This is a genomic window from Pseudomonas sp. 2hn (assembly GCF_019646095.1).
GTDB classification, from domain to species: domain Bacteria; phylum Pseudomonadota; class Gammaproteobacteria; order Pseudomonadales; family Pseudomonadaceae; genus Aquipseudomonas; species Aquipseudomonas peradeniyensis.
The window spans coordinates 4,001,670-4,021,788 of record NZ_CP081016.1 but is presented as its reverse complement, the minus strand read 5'-3'; the positions used below and the strand labels follow the sequence as shown (position 1 = coordinate 4,021,788).

Below are 20,119 nucleotides of genomic sequence, written 5' to 3'. Positions count from 1 at the left end.
TTTAACATCATTCGCTTTATCGATTTTGCACCAGCATTTTTTCGAAGGATCGAGGATGTACTTTTCCACCTCAGGCGCACGCCTGTGCGCCGATGGCCCCTCCAATCGCCGCGGTGGCTGCCTGCGCCACCCGCCTACCTGCCGTTGCATCGACATGGCCACGCACCTGCAGCTGGCCAGTCTGCCCTGAACGGCTGCGCATGCCCGCGCCTGATGTGCTCCAGCCACTGTGGCTGGCGCGATGGCCTGCGCTGAAACTTCGTTCTGCTGCTCCAACACCGTTTTACAACCGAGATGCCCGACATGGATGTTCGTCAGTTCACCTTCCTGGCCCGCCAGCCTTCCGCTGCCCTGAAACCGCGTGACACGTTCTGGGGCCTGTCCAAGCGTGGCCTGGCCTTCATGTTGGCGAACATGATGTTTTGGCAGCCGCTGGTGGCCATGGCCGACGGCATCGTGGTCAACGGCGGCGCGACGCAACTGGGTCAGGCCGGCAACGGCGTGCCCATCGTCAACATCGCCACGCCCACGGCGAGCGGCTTGTCGCACAACACGTTCAACGACTACAACGTCGGCCAGCAGGGGGTGATCCTCAACAACGCCACCGGACGCACCCAGTCCACGCAGTTGGGCGGGATCATTCTTGGCAACCCCAACCTGGCCGGCCGCGCAGCCAACGTTATCCTCAACGAGGTCACCGGCAGCAATCCCAGCCAGCTCAAGGGCTACACCGAAGTGGCCGGACAGTCGGCCCATGTCATCGTCGCCAACCCCTACGGCGTATCTTGCAACGGTTGCGGTTTCATCAATACCCCGCATGTCACCCTGACTACCGGCAAACCGGTGATCGAAAACGGCCAGTTGCAGCGTTACCAGGTGGAACAGGGCAGCGTCGCCATTGAGGGGGGCGGCCTCAATGCCGGCAATGTCGAGCAATTCGAGATCGTCACCCGCAGCGCAAAGATCAACGCCGAGATCCAGGCCCGAAACCTGGCGGTGATCGCCGGTGCCAATGATGTTGACGCCGCCACGCTGCAAGCCACCGCGCGCGCCGCCAACCCGACGGACGCGCCGCGATTGGCGATCGACTCCTCGGCCCTGGGCGGCATGTATGCCGGGGCCATCAAGCTGGTGGGCACCGAGGACGGTGTCGGGGTAAAGCTCGACGGTCAACTGATCGCCAGTGGCGGCGATATCCGGCTGGATGCCAATGGTCAGTTGCACATGGCCGAAGTCAAAGCCGAAAAAGGCGCGGTGGATATCACCGCCCGCCAGCTCGAAGCCCAGGGCGCGGTGTACGCCGGTACCGAGCTGCGGGTAGCGACCCAGGGTGACCTGGATAACCGTCAGGCCCTCGCCGCCGCCGGGCGCATCAGCCTCGACAGCGGCGGCCGCCTGACCAACCACGGCATCATCGAAGCCGGGGTCAACCTCGACAACAGCCGTAATGCCAGCGGCGATGTGCAACTGAACGCGCAAACCGTGGACAACCGCGGCAAGCATGTGGTGGCCAGCCGCGACCTGGCCGTCAGCGCCGCCCAGCGCCTGGACAACCAGGGCGGGAGCTTGAGCGCTCAGCGCCAGCTGACAGCCAACGGCGGGGCACTGGCCAACCGCGAGGGTCGCCTGATAGCCGGTCAGGCACTGACACTCACTGCCGCCAGCCTCGACAACAGCCACGGCACGCTCACCAGCGAGGGCGCGCTGCAGGCCGTGATCCAGGGGCAAATGCTCAACCAGGCCGGGTTGCTGGCGGCCAACAGCCACCTGAGCCTGAACGCCTCCAGCCTGGACAACCAGGTCAAAGGCCGGATCACCGGCCAGCACACCCTGGCTCTCAGTGTCGGCCACTTCGACAACCGCAATGGCATCGTTTCGGCCCACGATGCGCTGACGGTCGAGAGTGCGCGACTGGACAACCGCGAAGGTGGCCTGGTCAATTCGGGGCAGGCCATGAACCTGGCTGTGCAGACCCTGGACAACCGTGAGGGCGAAGTCTCCAGTGTCACCGACCTGACCTTGGCCGGCAGCGAGCTCGACAACAGCACCGGCGGTCGTCTGTTGGCCAACGGCGATATGCACCTGACCTTGCAGCGGCTGGACAACCACCTCAAAGGTCTCGTATCCGCGCAGCAGACGGTCGATCTGCATGCGGTGCAGTTGGACAACAGCGAGCAGGGCAGTCTGTATGCCAGGCAAGGCCTGTCGATGCAACTGCGCGCCGGGCTGAACAACCGCCAAGGGACGCTGCGCAGCGATGGTGGCCTGACCTTGCAAGCCGCCAGTGCCGACAATGACAGTGGCCGTACCAGCAGCGCCGCGTCCCTGGTGCTGGGCACCACCGGAGCATTCAGCAACCAGAAGGGCGAACTGCTCGGCGCGGGTGCCGTGAGCCTGACCAGTGCAAGCCTCGACAACCGCGGCGGGACCCTGAGCGGCGACGGCGACGTGCAGGTTACCACCGGCACTCTGGACAACCGCCAAGGGCGGTTCACCAGTGCCGAGCGGCTGACGCTGGTGGCGGCACAGGTGGACAATCGCCAGGCCGGCCGTATTGCCGGCAGCCAGGTGCTCGATGCCCGCATCAAAGGCCTCGATCAGCGAGATGGCGGCAAGCTCTACAGCACCGGGGCCCTGACCCTCGACCTGCAAGGCGAGTACCTGAACAACGCCACCGGCCTGATCAACGCCCATGGCCCGCTGCTGTTCAAGCACCTGGCCCAGGTCGACAACCAGGGCGGCGAAATCTCCAGCCTGCAAGGCTTCACCCTGGCCGCACGCGGTCTCGACAACAGTGGTGGCAAGCTGCTCAGCGACCAGGCCCTGTACATTCGCCTCAAGCAGGCGCTGCGCAACGTCAAAGGGCAGGTGTCGGCGGCCGGGTTGAATGCCACGGCCACGAGCATGGACAACAGCGACGGCGTGTTCGGCAGCCGCCAAGGGCTCGACCTGACCCTGGCGGGAGAACTGCTCAACATCGACGGCGAAGTCTCGAGCAGCGGCGCCGGCGTAATCAACGTCGCGACCCTGAACAACCGGGCTGGCCAGGTCATGGCCGATGCCGGCCTCGCCCTGACCAGCCGTGGCGCGTTGCTCAACCAAGCCGGCACCCTGGGGGGCAAGCAACAGTTGCACGTGGGCGCGGCGAGCCTGGACAACAGCCAGGCCGGCAGTCTGGTGAGTGATGGCGGCCTGACCGTGAAGGTGGATGGCCTGCTGGACAACCAGGCCAAGGGCAGCATCCAGGCCAAAGGCGCGATCGACCTGCAGGCCACGCACCTGGACAACCGTGGCGGGACTCTGCGCACCAACCAGGGCCAGGTATTGCAGGTCGGCCTGCTGGACAATCGTGAAGGCGTGCTCAACAGCAAGCAGGGCCTGACCCTGACCGGCCAGCATCTGCGCAACCAGCAGGGGCTGGTCAATGCCGAGGGGCCGGTGACCCTGACCCTGGACGCCATCGACAATGGCAAGGGCCGAATCTCCAGCAAGAACGACCTGCGAGCTACCGTGGGAGTGCTGGCGCAGCAGGGTGGCGAACTGGTCGCCCAAGGCGACCTGGACCTCACAGGCAGCAGCCTCGACAACCGTGATGGCGGCATGGTCGGGGCGAAAAAGGCACTTAAACTCAAGGTCGAGCACATCGACAACCGCGCCGGCGAGCTGTCCAGCCAGGCCGGCGCCGAGGTCGCTGGCCAGCATCTGGACAACAGCGCAGGCAAGTTGATCGCCGGCACGAACCTGCAACTGACCGTCGCCGCGCTGATCAACCAGGCCAAGGGGCTGGTGTTCGCCAAGGATGTCCACCACACCGGCAGCCGCCTGGACAATGCCGGGGGCCGTTTCGGCGCCGGGCAGGCCCTGGCGGTGCAACTGACGGCGGGGCTGGACAATACGGCGGGCAAGCTCAGCAGCGAAGGTACCCTGAGTCTGCACGGCCAGCGCATCGACAACAGCGACGGTCGTCTCTCCAGTGATGGTGTGCTGAATATTGTCAGCGCCAGCGAGTTGATCAACCAGGGCGGCGTCATCGAGAGCGCCAATGCCCTTACGTTGACCAGCGCCAGTCTCGACAACCGTGGCCAGGGGCTTCTCAAGAGCGAGAGCTTTGCCACCTTGGGCCTCGACCACTTCGACAACCGCGACGGCGGGCGCGTGATTGTCGCCGGCAGCCTCGACCTCAAGGCCAAGCAACTCGACAATGACGGCCGCATTGCCAGTGCCGGCATGTTGACCGCCAACCTCGGCGGCCTCGCGCAGCAAGGTGGCGAGCTGAGCAGCAGCGCCCAGCTCGATCTGGACATGAACGGCGCCGACCTGCACAACGCCGGTGTGATCACTGCGCCGCTGCTGGTACTCAAGCAGCTCGGCGGTATCGACAACCAGCACGGTGAGATCTCCAGCCAGCACGCCTTCACCCTGGCAGCCCGAAGCCTGGACAACAGCAACGGCAAGCTGGTCAGCGACCAGGCCCTGACCCTGCGTGTCGAGCGGGTGTTGAGCAACCTCAAAGGCCGTATCAGCGCCAACGGCCTGGACAGCCGCAGCGCCAGCGTGGCCAACGCCGATGGCGTGATCAGCAGCCTGGACGGCCTGCAGGTCGCCGTCGACGGCCTGCTGGACAACCAGCGCGGCACCCTTGTCGGCGATGGCGCGGCGCAGGTGCGCGCCAGTCACCTCGACAACCAAGGCGGCAGCCTGCACGGCAAGGGTGCGCTGAGCGTCGAAGCCGCGCGCCTGGACAACCAGGACGGCAAGCTGATCGGCACCGACACCCTGCGCATCAGTGCTGCCAACCTGGATAACCGCAACGGCCTGATCGGCGCTACAAAAGCGCTGGAACTCGACGTTGCCAGCCTCGACAACCGAGCGGGCGAACTGACCAGCAACGCCGACCTCAGCGTGACCGGCCAGACCCTGGACAACAGCGACGGTGGATTGCTGAAGGCCGACCAGCACCTCAACCTGGGTGTCGCCCAGTTGCTGAACGGCAATGGCGGTAAACTCAACGGCCAGCGCCTCACGCTCACCGGCACCGGGTTGGACAACCGCGGTGGCAGCCTGCGCAGCCAGCAGCCCCTGGTGCTGCGATTGGCGGGCGAATTGGACAACCGCGACGGCCTGCTGAGCAGCGAAGGCACCCTGGTGCTCGAAGCTGCCAGCCTCGACAACCGCCAGGGCCAACTGTCCAGCGCCAAGGACCTGAAGGTCGAAGTCACCGGCCAAGTGCTCAACCAGCACGGCGAGCTGGCCACCGACGGCACCCTGGCCCTGCGCAGCGCCGGCCTGGAAAACCAGGACGGGCGCCTGAGCGGCAAAGGCGCGACGACGCTGACCACCGGCACCCTGAACAACCAGGGCGGCCGCCTCGACAGCGGCGACACCCTGAACCTGACCACCGGGCAACTGAACAACGGTGGCAGCATCGGCAGCGCCAAGGCCCTGACCGCCAGCGTCAGCGGCCTCGACCAGCAGGGTGGCAAGCTGTTCAGCGATGCCGGCCTGACCCTCGACCTGCACAACGGCCAGTTGAACAACCAGGGCGGCCTGATCAACGCGCTCGGCCCGCTGCAACTCGACAACCTCGCCGGCGTCAGCAACCACGAGGGCGAGATATCCAGCGCCCAGGCCTTCACCTTCGCCGCCCGGCACCTGGACAACGCCCAGGGCAAGCTGCTGAGCAACCAGGGCCTGACCCTGCGTATCGCCCAGTTGCTGGACAACACCAAGGGCCTGGTTGGCGCCGCCAGCCTCGATGCCCGCGCCGCGTCCGTGGACAACCGCGGCGGCACCTTGAGCAGCCGTGGCGACCTGCTGCTGAGCAGCGACGGCCGCCTCGACAACCGCGACCAGGGCCTGATCAGCGCCAGCCAGGCCCTGACTCTGCGCGCCATGGCCCTGGACAACAGCGCCAACGGCCTGGTCAACAGCCAGGGCCGACTCGAGCTGCACGCCGGCAACCTCGACACCGGCAGCGGCGGCGAAGTCTCCGCCAAGGGCGCGATGGCCCTGGACCTCGGTGCGATCACCCTGGCGGGCGGCCGCCTGGTCGGTGAGGGCGCCGTCACCCTGGACCTGAACGGCAATGACCTGGATAACCGCAAGGGCAAGATCCTCGTCCAGGGGCCGCTGACCCTGGAGCGCCTGCGCGCCATCAACAACCAAGGCGGCGAGCTCTCCAGCCAGCACGCGCTGGCCCTGAACACCGGCCTGCTCGACAACACCGACGGCAAGCTGATCAGCAGCCAGGAGCTGACCGTCAACGCCGCCAGCCTGCTCAACCAGAACGGCCTGGTGTCCGGCTGGCAAGGCCTGGCCGTGACCGGCGCGAGCCTCGACAACCGCAACCAGGGCACGCTGTCCAGCCGCAACGGCGCGCTGGACGTGCAGTTGTCCGGCACCCTGCTCAACAGCACGGCCGGCGCCCTGGTCAGCCAGGGCCGGCTGAGCGTCGCGGCCGCCAGCCTCGACAACAGCGCTGGCATCCTCTCCAGCGGCGCCGGCCAGCGCCTGACAATTGCCGGTGAGATGAACAACAGCGCCGGCGGCCTGATCGACAGCGGTGCCGATCTCGACCTGCAAGCCGCCACCCTCGACAACCAGGGCGGCACCGTCAATGGCCAGCAGGCCATGACCGTCACCGCCACCGACCTGCGCAACCAGGCCGGCACGCTGGCCAGCAACGGCGGCCTGACCCTCGACCTGCTCGGCAAACTGGAAAACGCCAACGGCAAGCTCGCCAGCGGCGGCCCGTTGCTGCTGCAGCGAGCGACCCAGGTCGACAACCAGGGCGGCCAGATCGCCAGCCAGGGCCTGCTGACCCTGCGAGCCGGCGGCATCGACAACCGCCAGCGCGGCACGCTGGTGAGCAACGGCCGGATGGCGATCACCACCACCGGCATCCTGCGCAACGACGCCGACGGCCTGATCTACAGCGAAGGCGCCGAGCTGCAGGTAACGGCGGCCGGGATGAGCAACCTCGGCGGCCTGATGCAAGGCCAGGGCGGCCTGAACTTCGCCACTGATGGCGAGCTCGACAACCAGGGCGGCAAGCTGCTGGCCAGCACCGGGGACGTCGACGTCAAAGCCAGCACCTTGAGCAACCAGGGTGGCACCCTGGCCAGCCTCAAGGGGCTGCTGCGCATCGAGGCCGACCAGAAGCTGCTCAATGGCCAGGACGGCGTCGGCAAGGGCGGTGCCCTGCATGGCCAGCGCCTGGACCTGACCGCAGGCAGCCTCGACAACCAGCACGGTCGTATCGCCGCCCAGAATGGCGATGCGCTGATCAAGACCGCCGCCTTGGTCAACACCAACGGCGGCCTGTACGCCAGCAACCTGGTGCAGCTCAAAGGCACGACCCTTGACAACAGCGCCGGCCAGATCGCCGCCGGGCGGGTCGAACTGGGGCTGAGTGGCCAGCTCGGCAACCGTGCCGGGGTGATCGAAAGCGACAGCACCCTTGCCGTGAAGGCCAGCGGCGTCGACAACCAGGATGGCCAGTTGCGCGCCCTGGGCATCGATGGCAAGACCGACCTGCAGATCGGCGGCGTGTTCGACAACCGCAACGGCCACCTGGAAACACGCAACAGCGACTTCACCCTGAAAGTCGCCGGCCTGCGCAACCAGGGCGGCAGCCTGTTGCACGGCGGCGCCGGCACCTTCGACGTCGCCACCGCCAACCTGCTCGATGCCGGCGGCAGCGTGCTGACCCGAGGCGGACTGACGCTGACTGCGGACATCTGGACCAACAGCAGCGTGATCCAGGCCGGGCGCCTGACCCTCAACGTCAAACAGCTGAACCAGACCACCCAAGGCCAGTTGCTGGCCTCGGACAGCCTGGTCGGCACCGGCGGCAACTGGAGCAACGACGGCCTGATCGCCAGTGATGGCTCGGCACAGTTGACCCTTACCGATAGTTACACCGGCAACGGCCGCTACAGCAGCCTGGGCAATCTTGGCCTGAACGCTCGGCAACTGGAGCTGGGCGCCACCGGTAGTGTGGCGAGCGGGCGGGACGCCACCCTCAACCTCGCTGGCCAGCTCAACAACGCCGGCCGCCTGACCGCCGCCGACAACCTCACGCTGACGGCAGCCGGCGTCAATAACAGCGGCACCCTGGCCAGCGGCGAAGACCTGACCCTGACCACCCCGGCGCTGCTCAACAGCAAGGGCCTGATCACCAGCGGCGGCGACATGCGCCTGCTGGCTGCCACATTCACCAACAGCTACGCCGACGTCTATGGCCTGGGCAACGTCCTGATCGCCGGCGACGCGGGCCAGGCCAAGGCCGACCTGCTGGACAACCGCTCGGGCACCATCGAGAGCGGCCGTAACCTGACGATCAACGCCACTACCGTCAACAATGTGCGTGACGTGCTGGAGCATACGAAGCCGGAAAAAGTCTCGGTTACCATCAGAGAACTCGATTGCAACCTGATCCCCGGCCCCGGCTGCGATTTCCGCAAGAAAGGCCGGCGCAACGGCCTGTGGCAGATCGATGAAATCGACCGCCTGACCGTCACCCGCAGCAGTGCCGCCGCCAACCTCAACAGCGGCGCCGACCTGCTGATTGACGCCCAGACGTTGAGCAACCACAGCAGTGCGATCAGTGCCACCGGCAACCTCACAGCCAACGCCGTCACCATCAACAACGAAGGTTTGCAAGCCCAGGAGATCAAGACCACCCGCAAATACTGGAACTTCGTCAAGCAGATCCACTCGGCGTTACCGGCCGCGGCCAATTTCAACGCCCGCAACAGCCCCACGCCATCGGCGACGGTCGAGGCCGAGCTCAGCAGTTTCCTGAGCCTGATGGGCGGTGGCATGTTGTCGAAGGTAGTCACCAACAGCAACGGCGATGGCCAGGCCTATGACGCGGTGATCCAGGCCGGCGGCAACGTTGCCCTGAATGCCGCGCAGAACATCAGCAACAGCGTGATCCGCCCGCACTATGCCTACGTCTCGGCGGGGCGCACCAAGACCGACACCGGCGCTGGCAGTGGCTACTCGACCGCGGTCTCGATCAACACCCAGCTACCACCGGACCTGGCCCAGCAGCAGGTCAATCCGGTGACCCTGCCGGGCTTCAGCCTGCCTACAAGTCAGAATGGCCTGTTCCGCCTGAGCGAGCAGGGTGCCGACAGCGCGCAGGCGGCCCAGGGCAGCAGCAGGTCGCAGAACTGGACCCTTGGCGGGGCCAGCGTCGACCTGGCCCAACGCCAGCAATTGCCCGACAGCCAAGGCCGGACCCTCCAGTTGGACGCGGTCACGCCGCTGGCCGCCAGTACCCGCACGGTGACCGTCGAGGCGCGCGAAACCGGTGACATCGATGCCGCCGCCCATGCGATCGAGGTTCCCAGCGTGGGTGGCATCGACGTCGGCACGCTGCAGCCGGTGCGCGCCCAAATGGGTGATATCGCCTCCGTCGAAGGGATCGAGGCGCTGCCACCGCAGGTCGATGGCGTGCAGAGGCCGCAGGTCTCGCGGCCAAGCAGCGAACCGTCGCTCACACTCGTCAGCCAGACCGTCAGCCGCGTCCAGGGCCTGCCCGAACGCCAGTCGCAACCGCAGCCGCACAAGTACCTGGTCGAAACCAACCCGGTACTCACCGACCTCAAGCAGTTCATGAGTTCGGACTACCTGCTCGCTAACCTGGGCTACAACCCCGACCAGAGCGCCAAACGCCTGGGAGATGGCTTCTACGAGCAACGCCTGATCCGCGACGCGGTAATGGCCCGCACCGGTCAGCGCTTCATCGACGGCCAGAACACCGACGAGAAGCTGTTCAAGTACCTGATGGACAACGCCATCAAGAGCAAGCAGCAGCTCAACCTGGCCGTGGGCGTGAGCCTGAGCGCCGAGCAGGTCGCGGCCCTGACCCACGACATCGTCTGGCTGGAAAAGACCACGGTGCGCGGCGAGGAAGTGCTGGCGCCGGTGCTCTACCTGGCCCACGCCAAGCAACGCCTGGCGCCCAACGGCGCGCTGATCGCCGGTAACAACGTCAACCTGATCGCCGGCCACAACCTCGACAACGCCGGCACCCTGCGCGCCCTCGAAAAGCTCACCGGCACGGTCGGCAACGACCTGGTGAACAGCGGCCTGATCGAAGCGGGCGGCCGCCTGGACCTGCTGGCCGGCAACAACATCGTCAACAAGGCCGGCGGCATCATCGCCGGGCGTGACGTGTCGCTGGTCGCGGCTAACGGCAGTGTGCTCAACGAACGCAGCGTCACCGTGCACCAAAGCAGCGACGGTGTGATCAGCGAGCGCACCGACTTCCTGGACAGCGCGGCCCGCATCGAGGCGGCCAACGACCTGAGCGTCAAGGCCGGGCGCGACCTCATCAGCAGCGCCAGCGTGTTGCAGAGCGGACGCGACCTGACCTTGCAGGCCGGGCGCGACCTGAGCCTGGGCGTGGTCGAGCAAGTGGGCAGCAATGCCAACGCTGCGGCGCGCCACAGCAGCTCGACGATCACCCAGCACGGCTCTTCTATCACGGCCGGGCGTGACCTGTCGGCGGTCGCCGGCCGGGACCTGGCGGCGATCGCCAGCCAGATCGAGGCCAAGCGCGACGTGGCGATGTCGGCCGGCGCTGGCCTGAGCCTGATCTCGGCGGCCAACGAGCAGCATTGGGCGGCGAACACCAAGAAAGTCAAGGTGCTCGAAGATCACGTGCAACAGGTGTCCACCACCGTCAAGGCAGGTGGCGACGTGGCCCTGGTCGCCGGCCAGGACCTGGCGATGAGCGCCAGCCGGGTCGAGGCCGGGGACGAGGCCTACCTGGTCGCCGGTGGCCGGCTGGGCCTGCTGGCGGCCGAAGACAGTGATTACTCGCTGTATGACAAGAAGAAGAAAGGCAGCTTCGGCAGCAAGAAGACCCAGCGTGATGAAGTGACCAAGGTGACCCAGGTTGGCAGTGCCGTCAGCGCGGGTGGCAACTTGACCATCAAGAGCGAGGGCGATCAGCAGTACCAGGCTGCCAAGCTGAATAGTGGCGAGGACCTGACGCTGGAGAGCGGCGGCGACATCACCTTCGAAGCTGTAAAGGACTTGCGCCAGGAAAGTCACGAGAAGTCCAAAAGCAGCATGGCCTGGACCAGCATGAAGGGCAAAGGCAGCACGGATGAGACCCTGCGCCAGAGCGAATTGATCGCCCAGGGTCAGTTGGCCATTCGTGCTGCGGGGAAGATCCACATCGACATTAAGCAGGTTGACCAGCAGACGGTCAGCCAGACGATCGATGCAATGGTCGCAGCAGAACCTGGCCTCGCTTGGCTCAAGGATGCAGAGGCGCGTGGTGATGTCGACTGGAGGCTGGTCAAGGAGGTTCACGAGAGCTGGAAGTATAACCAGTCGAGTCTGGGCGCTGCCCCTGCGCTGATCATTTCGATCATCGCCAGCTTCTACCTTGGGCCTTTGGCTGGCGCTTTCGCTAGCAACCTCGCCGTGGGTACCATCAACGGTGGTGGCGATCTCGGTGCCGGCTTGAAGTCCGCCACCAGCATGCAAGCCATCAAGGGCTACGCCACGCAGTGGGCTACCGGAATGGCCTTGGGCAAGCTGGATAGCCTGGTGAGTGGCTGGAATACCGATGGCGCGTTGATCCTGACCAAGAGTGGCGTCAACAACCCAGGCTATACCTCGCAGATGCTCAGCCTGGACAACATCGGGCAGAACCTGTTGCGTAGCGGCAGCCATGCCTTGGTGGCCGGTACCATCAGTACGGCGATCAATGGCGGTAGTCTCAAGGACAACCTGGGCGGAGCCCTGGTTTCGGAGGGCTTCGACCTGCTCGCCGCAGGCAGCAACAAGGAACTGGGTGACTTCGCGGATTCGCTGGGGATCGACCCCGGGACGGCCTCGAAGGTCATGATGCATGCGGTGCTGGGTGGGGCGTTGGCCGAGGCACGTGGTGGCGACTTCACGAGTGGCGCCATGGCGGCCGCAGCGTCGGAAGGCCTGACGTCCATTGCAAGCGACAAGCTGGGCAAGTACCTGGATCAGCGCTTTGCCACCAACGATCAGTTCCGTGTTGGTACCGCGCAGGTCATCGGTGTACTCGCCGGCGCATTGGCAGGCAGCGATCCGCAGATCGCCAGTTGGGTTGCCGGTAACGCCGAGCGTTATAACCGCCAGTTGCACAACGACGACAAGTCCCTTGCCACGCGCTTGGCGGCGCGTAGTAATGGGCGTTTCACGGTCGGGCAGATCGAAGAGCAGTTACGCCTGGCCTCGACCCGGGACGGTGTGCTCAACCCGGCCAGCGACATTGTGGCTTCCGCTGGGCAGATCTACGACAAAGATGGCCATTGGGTGAGGACGGGCGCGGATACCTACGTCCAGACCCTCGCCAGGCTTGACCCTGCTGTCATCGATTACATCAAGGCCAACTCGGACCGCTACAGTTGGACGACGCCATCGGCGCAGCCCTACGAAGGGCAGGCTGGTGTGGGGGCTGGCAATGGTCGGGATCGTCTGACCGGTTATGTGCTCGATGAAAAGGGTGGCTATCGCGCCAGTGTGGAAGTCGAGGGCAAGGTCTTCACTCCGCGGTATTTTCCTTGTGGCAGCGCGGAATGTATTGCGGCGGGAAGTAACGTTGACCCGAATGATCCGGAGACGCAGCGCTGGATTGAGGCAACAAATGCCAAGGCGATCAGTGATGCCAGTGTGGCGGCGACGCTGTTGCCTGTACCTGGCGGTCCTTTGCTTGGGAAATTGTTGGGGCCGTTGCTTGAGCGGATAGGGGTGAAAAGCGCTGCAGAGGTTGTGGGGGCAAAAAGTGCGGTAGAGACCAGTAAGCTTCTTGATGACGCGACCCGACAGCTGGAAGCGTATATCGGTACTTTTGGGAAATACAAGCCACCTACCGCAATTGGCGCTGTAGACCCTCTGACAGGTAAGATAGTAACGGCATCGAATGGGGCCGTTCCGGATATAATCGCGCCCGAGCTGGTTGCATATGCTGAACGTTTGGGGGGGTTGGGCGTTAAAACAGCTTGTGGCAACACGCTGGGTCGTTGTGCTGAGTTTAGGGCTGCTAATGAGTTGCTATTGAATAATTCAAGATTGAAATTGAGTGACATTAAATTTACTTCTGCGATACGTCCGCGAACAGGCGAGGTGGTTCCTCGTTGTGATAATTGCATTGGCATGTTTGGAGTTGAATGATGGAAATGGATGATGAGTTCTTAGAGGTTAATGATCTCGACTGGTTTGCTTCCTTTCAAGATGGCATGCTGGCGCATTTCGCGACGGGAGGGCGAGGCTACATTCCTGTGCAGATAAGGGAGTCAATTGCTGCATATGAGAAAAGTCTTGATTATTTTTTGTCCGTAGAGGGCGGCGTCGGGGTATTGGTTATTGAGGAAAATTTGCCGAAATTTAATAGCGCCCTGCAGCGGGAGCGATACTTGAAATCATTTATCGCTATGGCTGGTAGAGGTTTGTTTAGTTATGATGTTAATCAGTTGGGGGGGTACAGTTTGATCGCTAGACCTCAAGCGGGACTACGTCTTTGTGAATTGCCTGGGGATATTAGGGGTGTTATTCATGTTCTATCACTGCGCTTTTCTTCTCGTATAGATGTCAGTAGTATGATTTAATGCTTGGGGCGATGGTTGGGTTGGAGGAAAAGGGGACAGATTTATTTTTCCTACTCTAAATTCGGTTCCTGGAGCGTAGCGATCTAGCTGTTAGGCAGGGTAGGCCGAAATTAGAGTAGAGAAAATACATCTGTCCCCTTTTTCTCCTTTTTTCTCCTTTTTTCTCCGATTTGTAAAAGACTCCAAGGTGTTCTTTAATTCGACCACCAACAACGCTGTTGTGCTCGATGCGTCAGGAGGTTTTGTGACGGGCTTTAAGCTCTCGCCAGGAACTCAGCAGTTTGATAACTTTGTTAAAAATGGAGTTCTACGATGAGTCTTACTCTCTTGGAGTTTGCAAGATCGTATGTGGCCGGAAGGCTGACAGCCGAAGTTTTTTCTGAGGCGTATATTGAACTTTGGAAAATTGAGCGAGATAGGAATCTCCTTCAACTAGATGAGCCTTCGCTGAGCGAGTGCTTGTCCAGCATTTTTTGTGCTGCGGATATGTACGAGTCAGATGAATCAAGGGAAGAGTATGAGTTCGACGATGTAATGCTTAAATCCAAAGTCGCGAGCTTGATGCAAGAAATAGTCGCTGGTTAGTTGGTGCAAAAGGAGAATTGTGGAGAATTCAGTCACCTATTCCAAAAGTAGATGTCAAAAATGATTTTATGATGAGTGTGTCCAATGGGGGTGCTACTCTTAGGTACGGTAATCCTGAGGGCGTAGCAGGATTGGTCGTGAATGTGGATAAAACGGGAGTGCTGGGGTTTGAGATTCGTGCAGCACAAAATCACCCCTATTACGATGCATCAGGCACTGATATGTTCGCGAGCGCAATGCAAGAAGGAAAAGGGGACGAAGGAAAAGGGGGCAGATTTATTTTTCCTACTCTAAATTTGGTTCCTGGAGCGTAGCGATCTAGCTGTTAGGCAGGGTAGGCCGAAATTAGAGTAGAGAAAATAAATCTGTCCCCTTTTTCGCTTTTTCGTCATTCTTCCGTGAGTCCTACGACACCTTCGCCCAGTACCGCGCCACCCTCGACCGCCTGACCGGTTTTCTCGACGCCAACCAGCAGGCCAGCGAGTTGCCGCGCGTAGTCAGCGTGGATCAGGAACACGCATTGGGGATCCAGGGCTTGCAGGTGCGCCGCCCCGACGGCCACGCGCTGATCGCCGATCTTGACCTGAATTTGCACAGCGGCCAGGCGCTGCTGATCAAAGGGCCATCGGGCAGTGGCAAGACCACCTTGCTGCGTGCCCTGGCGGGCCTGTGGCCGTATGCCGAGGGCGAGGTCAGGCGGCCACTGGGGACGCAGGCGCTGTTCCTCTCGCAGCGCCCATACCTGCCGCTGGGCGACCTGCGCACCGCCATCGCCTATCCAGCGCAGGGCGCGTCCGGCGATGATGCGCGCATGCAGCAGGCCCTGCGCCAGGTCAACCTCGCCCATCTGGCCGAGCGGCTGGACGAGCAGCGCGACTGGTCACGGATCCTGTCACTCGGCGAACAGCAGCGCCTGGCGTTTTCCCGGGTGCTGTTCAACCGGCCGCAGGTGGTGTTCCTCGACGAGTCCACCTCGGCGATGGACGAAGGGCTGGAGCATGCGCTGTATTCGCTGCTGCGTACGGAGCTGCCGGCGACGCTGCTGGTCAGTGTCGGGCACCGCAGTACCCTGGCGGGGTTCCACTCTCATCGGCTGGTGGTGGACGGGCAGGGGGGATGGTCGTTGCTGGAGCAGCAGCCTGCGACGGAGGTGCCTGCCTAGCGTCTATACGTAGCACGGTGCTTCTTTCGATCCGCTATAATCGCGATGTGTTCACCCATCAAGGTGTGTAAAGGTGAAAGGGATCAGCCTGGAAACCAAGAAGGCTTACTGTGCCAAGACACGTCGCTCTAACTATGTAGCCAGCCTGCGGCTAGAGGGCTTCACCGTGTCACCGGACGCGGCTGAGCGTGAGCTTCCCACCCGGGAGGAACTGCTGCGTAAATACCGCAAGCAGAGCTGACGTTGGATAAATACGGGGTCGGGCAGGATGCTTATTGCTATGCCGGCACCTCGGTTTTGCGCAATCGGCTCGGTATTCATGATGACGATGAGCTGTGCAGGGCCGAGCGGGACTTCTCCGAGCTGGCCGCGAGCGAGATCGAATTCAGTCTGCCACCCTATGATCTTGCCTACTTGAAGCAGATTCATCGTTCGCTTTTTCGGGATGTCTACGATTGGGCGGGCGAGCTGCGTGTTCTCGATATTTCGAAAGGCCAGACCCGTTTTTGCAATCTAAGTCGGATCGAGCCCGAAGCCGGCAAGGTCTTCGCCAGGATGGCAAACAGGCAGTGGTTCGAGGGGCATGATCGTGGCGCCTTGGTGGCCGCTGTTGCTGAAAGCTTTGGGGATCTGAATATGATTCATCCCTTCCGAGAGGGCAATGGGCGGGCACAGCGCATACTGTTCGAGCATCTACTGCTCAATGCGGGTTTTCAGATCGATTGGTGGCAGGTTGAACCCGATGCATGGGTCGAAGCGAACATTGCCGCAGTTGTTTGTGATTACTCGGCGCTGGAGCGCATTTTTCACCAATCCCTGGGTTTGTCGGCAATCAAGTGAAGTCCGATTTCCGCGAGCTGATTTAAACCTTTGTAGGAGCGGGCTTGTCCCGCGACAGCTTCAGCACAGGTAACGAGGCTGCTCTTCATGGCCTATCACCGGGTAAGCCATAGCCCCATCAGCGTGACCAGCGCGAAAGCGCCCCCCACCATGAACGTCGCCTGATATCCCACCCAGTCCCACAGCCCTCCGGCCAGCACACTGGCCACCAGCAACGCCACCCCCGTCACCAGGTTGAACACGCCAAACGCAGTCCCGCGCAGATCCTCGGGTGCACTGTCGGCGATCAAAGCGCTGAACACGCCTTGGGTGAACCCCATGTGCAGCCCCCACAGGATCACGCCCAGTGTCAGGCCGGACAGGCCCGGCAACCAGGCCAGCAGCAGATCGGCCAGTACCAGCAGGGCCAGCCCGAGCATCAACACACCGCGTCGCCCAACCTTGTCGGAGAGTGCCCCGGCAGGATAGGCCGACAGTGAATACGCCAGCGACATCAGCACCAGCACCGCTGGTGCCCACAACGGGGCAAGGCCAAGCGCCTGGCCGCGCAGCAGCAGAAATGCTTCGCTGAAGCGCGCCAGGGTGAACAGCGTGGCCAGGATGAGCAGGCGCCAGTAACCGTTGCCCAGCCGGGCCAGTTCGCGAAGTGCCAGAGGCACGGCCACTGTGTCGAGCGCAGCCGGTTTTTCGGGCTCGCGGACGAAGGCTACCAGCACATAGAGCGCCATGAACGCCGGAATCACCGCCACCCAGAACACCGTCTGGAAGTGGCTGGCGGTCAGCCACATCAACAGGATCGCCAGCAATGGCCCGAGAAACGCCCCGACCGTATCCAGCGCCTGGCGCAGGCCGAATGCCGCGCCGCGCAGTGCGGCGGGGGTGACATCGGCGATCAGCGCGTCCCGTGGCGCGCCGCGGATGCCCTTGCCGACGCGGTCGACGAAGCGTGCCGCGGTCAGCCATTCCAGCCCGGGGGCCAGCGGGAAGATCGGCTTGGTCACGGCGGCCAGGCCGTAGCCGATCACCGTCAGCCGCTTGCGCTTGCCCAGGCGGTCGCTGAGGGCGCCGGAGAACACCTTGGTGATCGCCGCCGTCGCCTCGGCGATGCCTTCGATCAGGCCCACGGCCAGCACCGAGGTGCCGAGCACGGTGACCATGTACAGCGGGAGCAGGGCGTGGATCATCTCGGAGGAGATGTCCATCAGCAGCGAGACGAAGCCTAAAGCCCAGACGCTGCGGGGGATGGGGCTGTGGTTGGGCATGGTGCTCTCGAGGATGGTGTCGAGTTCACTGTAGCCGAGCCATGCGCAACCCCTGTAGGAGCGGCCTTGTGCCGCGAAAGGGGCGCGTAGCGGCCCCAGGATTTCAGCGGTGATGCAGAAATTGCCGGGGCCGCTTTGCGGCCCTTTCGCGGCACAAGGCCGCTCCTACAGGGCCCGCGTGAAGCCAAAGGTCACGACTTGAAGCGTCCCACCAACCCGTTCAACTCGTCTGACAGCTGCGCCAGCCTGCCGGAGTCGGCCTGGGCGGAACTGGCCAGCCCCTCCACCAGCCGTGCCTCGTCGTAGATCTGCTGGATATGCCGGTTGATCTCCTCGGCCACGCTGTGCTGCTCCTCGGCGGCGGCAGAGATCTGCAGGTTCTGGTCGCGGATCTCGTTCACCGAGAGCTGGATGCCCTCGAAGCTGTCCCGCGCGCTTTCGATCGACGACACGCTGGCCCGCGACAGGTCCAGGCAGCTTTCCATCTTCTGCGAGACCTCCTGGGTCTTGCCGCCCAAGGTGTTGAGCAACTGGTCGATCTCGCCGGTGGAGTCGGCGGTGCGCTTGGCCAGCGCCCGCACCTCGTCCGCCACCACCGCAAAGCCACGGCCCTGGTCGCCGGCCCGGGCCGCCTCGATGGCGGCGTTGAGCGCCAGAAGGTTGGTCTGCTCGGCGATGGCGCGGATGGTGCCGAGGATCTGGTTGATGCTGCGGCTGCCTTCCTCCAGCTCGACCATGGCCTGGGACGACTCGCTCAGGCGCCGGCCCAGGCGATTGACGTTGTCGGTGGTCGCCTCGATCTGCTGCTTGCCCTCGGCCACCCGGCGGTGGCCGTGCTCGGCGGCGTCGGCGGCGCTGCTGCACGAGCGCGCCACTTCGTTGGCGGTGGCGACCATCTCGTTGAACGCGGTGGATACCAGCTCCACTGCCTCGCGCTGACGCCCGGCGGCCTCGTTCATGTTGCCGGCCATCTCGCTGTTACTGCGCGAGGCTTCGTGCAGGTTGGTCGAGGCCGCGCCAATGCGCTGGATCAGCTGGCGGATGGCGGCGAGGAACTTGTTGAACCAGCCGGCCAGCTCGGCGGTTTCATCCTTGCCCTGGACCTGCAGGTCGCGGCGCAGGTCGCCTTCGCCCTCGGCGATCGACTGCAGGCCGATGCTGACCTGGCCGATCGGCTTGACGATCACCCGCGAGAACGCCGCGGCCACCAGGGCGAAGATCAGGGCCAGCACCACCACGATCAACGCGGTGACATAGGTCATGCGCGTCGCCGCGGCCATCACCTCGTCGTACTCGATCAGGCCGATAAAGCGCCAGCCCAGGCCCGGTGAGGTCCACACATTGGCCATGTAGCGCACACCGTCGATCACCACGTCGGTGGATCCCTGGGAAGTGGCGGCCAGTTGCGCGTAGGGCGCGCCGAGGTCCTTGAGCTGCTTGAAGCCGTGGCTGGCGTTGCGCGGGTCGACCAGCACGGTGCCGTCCTCGATCAGCATCACGTAGCCGCTGTCGCCCAGCTTGATGCTCTTGACCAGCTCGGTGAGATTCTTCAACGACACGCTGACCACGAACACGCCCTTGGCCTTGCCGGCCTCGTCGAGCAGTGCCCGGGCGGTGCCGACCAGGGCCACGTCATCCTTGTCGTAGTAGTAGGCGGCGGTGCGCACGGTCTTGTCCGGGCTGGCCATGGCAGCCTTGTACCAGGGGCGGGTGCGCGGGTCGTACTTGGCCAGTTGCGGGTCGTCCGGCCATTTGGCGTAGCTGCCGTCCTCGAGGCCGATGGACAGGATCGCCGCGGCCGGGTGAGTGGTGCCGTAGCGGGCGAAGGCGTCGATCACCTTCTGCGCGGCTTCGGGCATTGGCTGGCGGGCGGCATCGGCGCCGGTGTAGTCCTTGAGCGAGGTGACCGAGGTGTATACAGGATCCTTGGCCATTTGATCGACGTTCTGCAGCGTGCCATCGAAGAACTGGCGCATGTTGCCGTCGATCTGGCGGATTTCCCGGGTGCTGCCGTCGAGGAACTGGTCCACCGCCTCGCTGCGGATGTTCAGCACCGAGATCCCGCCGACCAGGGCCACCGGGATGAAGGCCACCAGTACGAAGGCCAGGATCAGTTTGTTTTTTATTTTCATGGTGACGCCCATCCGTGAGAGTGAAGGGTGTACATGGCCGCTTCGATGGAGTGGTGGCCACTTGCTACCTTTTCTGTTTCGGCGGGCGGAATATAAACCTTTAGTAGATATTTCGTGTACAGGAAAATAAGAAATTGTCCTGACTTTCAGGGCAAGTAGCAGGGCAAATAGGAGGAAATGCGTGGGAGCGGGCTTGCCCCGCGATGAGGCCAGGACAGTTGTTTCAAGCGGATTACTAAGACTTTCCCTATTTCACGTAGGACGTTTCCCAAGCATGCTTTTACGGCCTTTCAGCTGTTGTTCTGGCCAGTCGCATTCCTTAGTCTCGGCCTGTCGTTGCTGATTCAACGACCGGGTGTGCAAGCCCGTACAGGTACAACGCGAAAGCGCTTTTGGGCCTTGCCGGCAGTCTGCGGTTCGGGCCCTCCAATGGCGGCTATGCGTGGGAGGCCCTTGGGCCTGCCGAGTTCCTGTACCCTCGGTCTTGCACACCTGCGTATAGCTGCCACCTATTCGAGTGCAAGCGGATTC

9 protein-coding genes and 1 pseudogene are annotated in these 20,119 nt (G+C 63.3%); 8 read left to right on the top strand and 2 right to left on the bottom strand.

Annotated elements, in window-relative coordinates; translation table 11 throughout:
- Positions 1–55: 55 nt before the first annotated feature.
- From K2O50_RS26715 to K2O50_RS18050, 8 genes and pseudogenes are all read left to right on the top strand, one after another.
- Positions 56–190: a hypothetical protein gene (locus tag K2O50_RS26715; RefSeq protein ID WP_256205979.1), complete on the top strand. Its 135-nt coding sequence runs from the start codon at positions 56–58 to the stop codon at positions 188–190.
- Positions 191–303: 113 nt separating this feature from the next.
- A complete protein-coding gene (locus K2O50_RS18085) occupies positions 304–13,173 on the top strand; it encodes a filamentous hemagglutinin N-terminal domain-containing protein (RefSeq protein WP_050705013.1) in 12,870 nt (4,289 codons plus the stop codon).
- Complete coding sequence (locus K2O50_RS18080; RefSeq protein WP_259470162.1) at positions 13,170–13,607, top strand: hypothetical protein; 438 nt, start codon at positions 13,170–13,172, stop codon at positions 13,605–13,607. The genes K2O50_RS18085 and K2O50_RS18080 overlap by 4 nt, the downstream gene beginning before the upstream one ends.
- A gap of 312 nt (positions 13,608–13,919) precedes the next feature.
- Entirely contained in the window at positions 13,920–14,192 is a 273-nt protein-coding gene (locus K2O50_RS18070) for a colicin immunity domain-containing protein (protein WP_050705014.1), read from the top strand.
- Positions 14,193–14,329: 137 nt separating this feature from the next.
- Positions 14,330–14,506 (top strand): hypothetical protein, encoded by a 177-nt coding sequence (locus tag K2O50_RS18065; protein WP_156329609.1) that lies wholly within the window; start codon positions 14,330–14,332, stop codon positions 14,504–14,506.
- A 74-nt stretch (positions 14,507–14,580) separates the two neighbouring features.
- Positions 14,581–15,354 (top strand): annotated as a pseudogene (locus tag K2O50_RS18060) (ABC transporter ATP-binding protein/permease); the annotation flags it as partial.
- Positions 15,355–15,427: 73 nt separating this feature from the next.
- The gene (locus tag K2O50_RS18055) at positions 15,428–15,595 is read left to right on the top strand and encodes a YhfG family protein (protein WP_156329610.1); all 168 of its coding nucleotides are present in this window, start codon (positions 15,428–15,430) and stop codon (positions 15,593–15,595) included.
- A gap of 2 nt (positions 15,596–15,597) precedes the next feature.
- Positions 15,598–16,194: a putative adenosine monophosphate-protein transferase Fic gene (locus K2O50_RS18050; RefSeq protein WP_050705015.1), complete on the top strand. Its 597-nt coding sequence runs from the start codon at positions 15,598–15,600 to the stop codon at positions 16,192–16,194.
- Between the two features lie 95 nt (positions 16,195–16,289).
- Here the strand turns inward: K2O50_RS18050 and K2O50_RS18045 are convergent, their stop codons facing one another.
- Both K2O50_RS18045 and K2O50_RS18040 read right to left on the bottom strand, forming a co-directional pair.
- Positions 16,290–17,456 (bottom strand): MFS transporter, encoded by a 1,167-nt coding sequence (locus K2O50_RS18045; protein ID WP_050705016.1) that lies wholly within the window; start codon positions 17,454–17,456, stop codon positions 16,290–16,292.
- Between the two features lie 191 nt (positions 17,457–17,647).
- The gene (locus tag K2O50_RS18040) at positions 17,648–19,588 is read right to left on the bottom strand and encodes a methyl-accepting chemotaxis protein (RefSeq protein ID WP_050705017.1); all 1,941 of its coding nucleotides are present in this window, start codon (positions 19,586–19,588) and stop codon (positions 17,648–17,650) included.
- Positions 19,589–20,119: the final 531 nt, after the last annotated feature.

Excerpts from the sequence above, each read along its gene's own strand:
- K2O50_RS18085 (WP_050705013.1), top strand. The coding sequence starts at position 304 with ATGGATGTTCGTCAGTTCACCTTCCTGGCCCGCCAGCCTTCCGCTGCC.
- K2O50_RS18045 (WP_050705016.1), bottom strand. The coding sequence starts at position 17,456 with ATGCCCAACCACAGCCCCATCCCCCGCAGCGTCTGGGCTTTAGGCTTC.
- K2O50_RS18040 (WP_050705017.1), bottom strand. The coding sequence starts at position 19,588 with ATGAAAATAAAAAACAAACTGATCCTGGCCTTCGTACTGGTGGCCTTC.
- K2O50_RS18070 (WP_050705014.1), top strand. The coding sequence starts at position 13,920 with ATGAGTCTTACTCTCTTGGAGTTTGCAAGATCGTATGTGGCCGGAAGG.
- K2O50_RS18080 (WP_259470162.1), top strand. The coding sequence starts at position 13,170 with ATGATGGAAATGGATGATGAGTTCTTAGAGGTTAATGATCTCGACTGG.
- K2O50_RS26715 (WP_256205979.1), top strand. The coding sequence starts at position 56 with ATGTACTTTTCCACCTCAGGCGCACGCCTGTGCGCCGATGGCCCCTCC.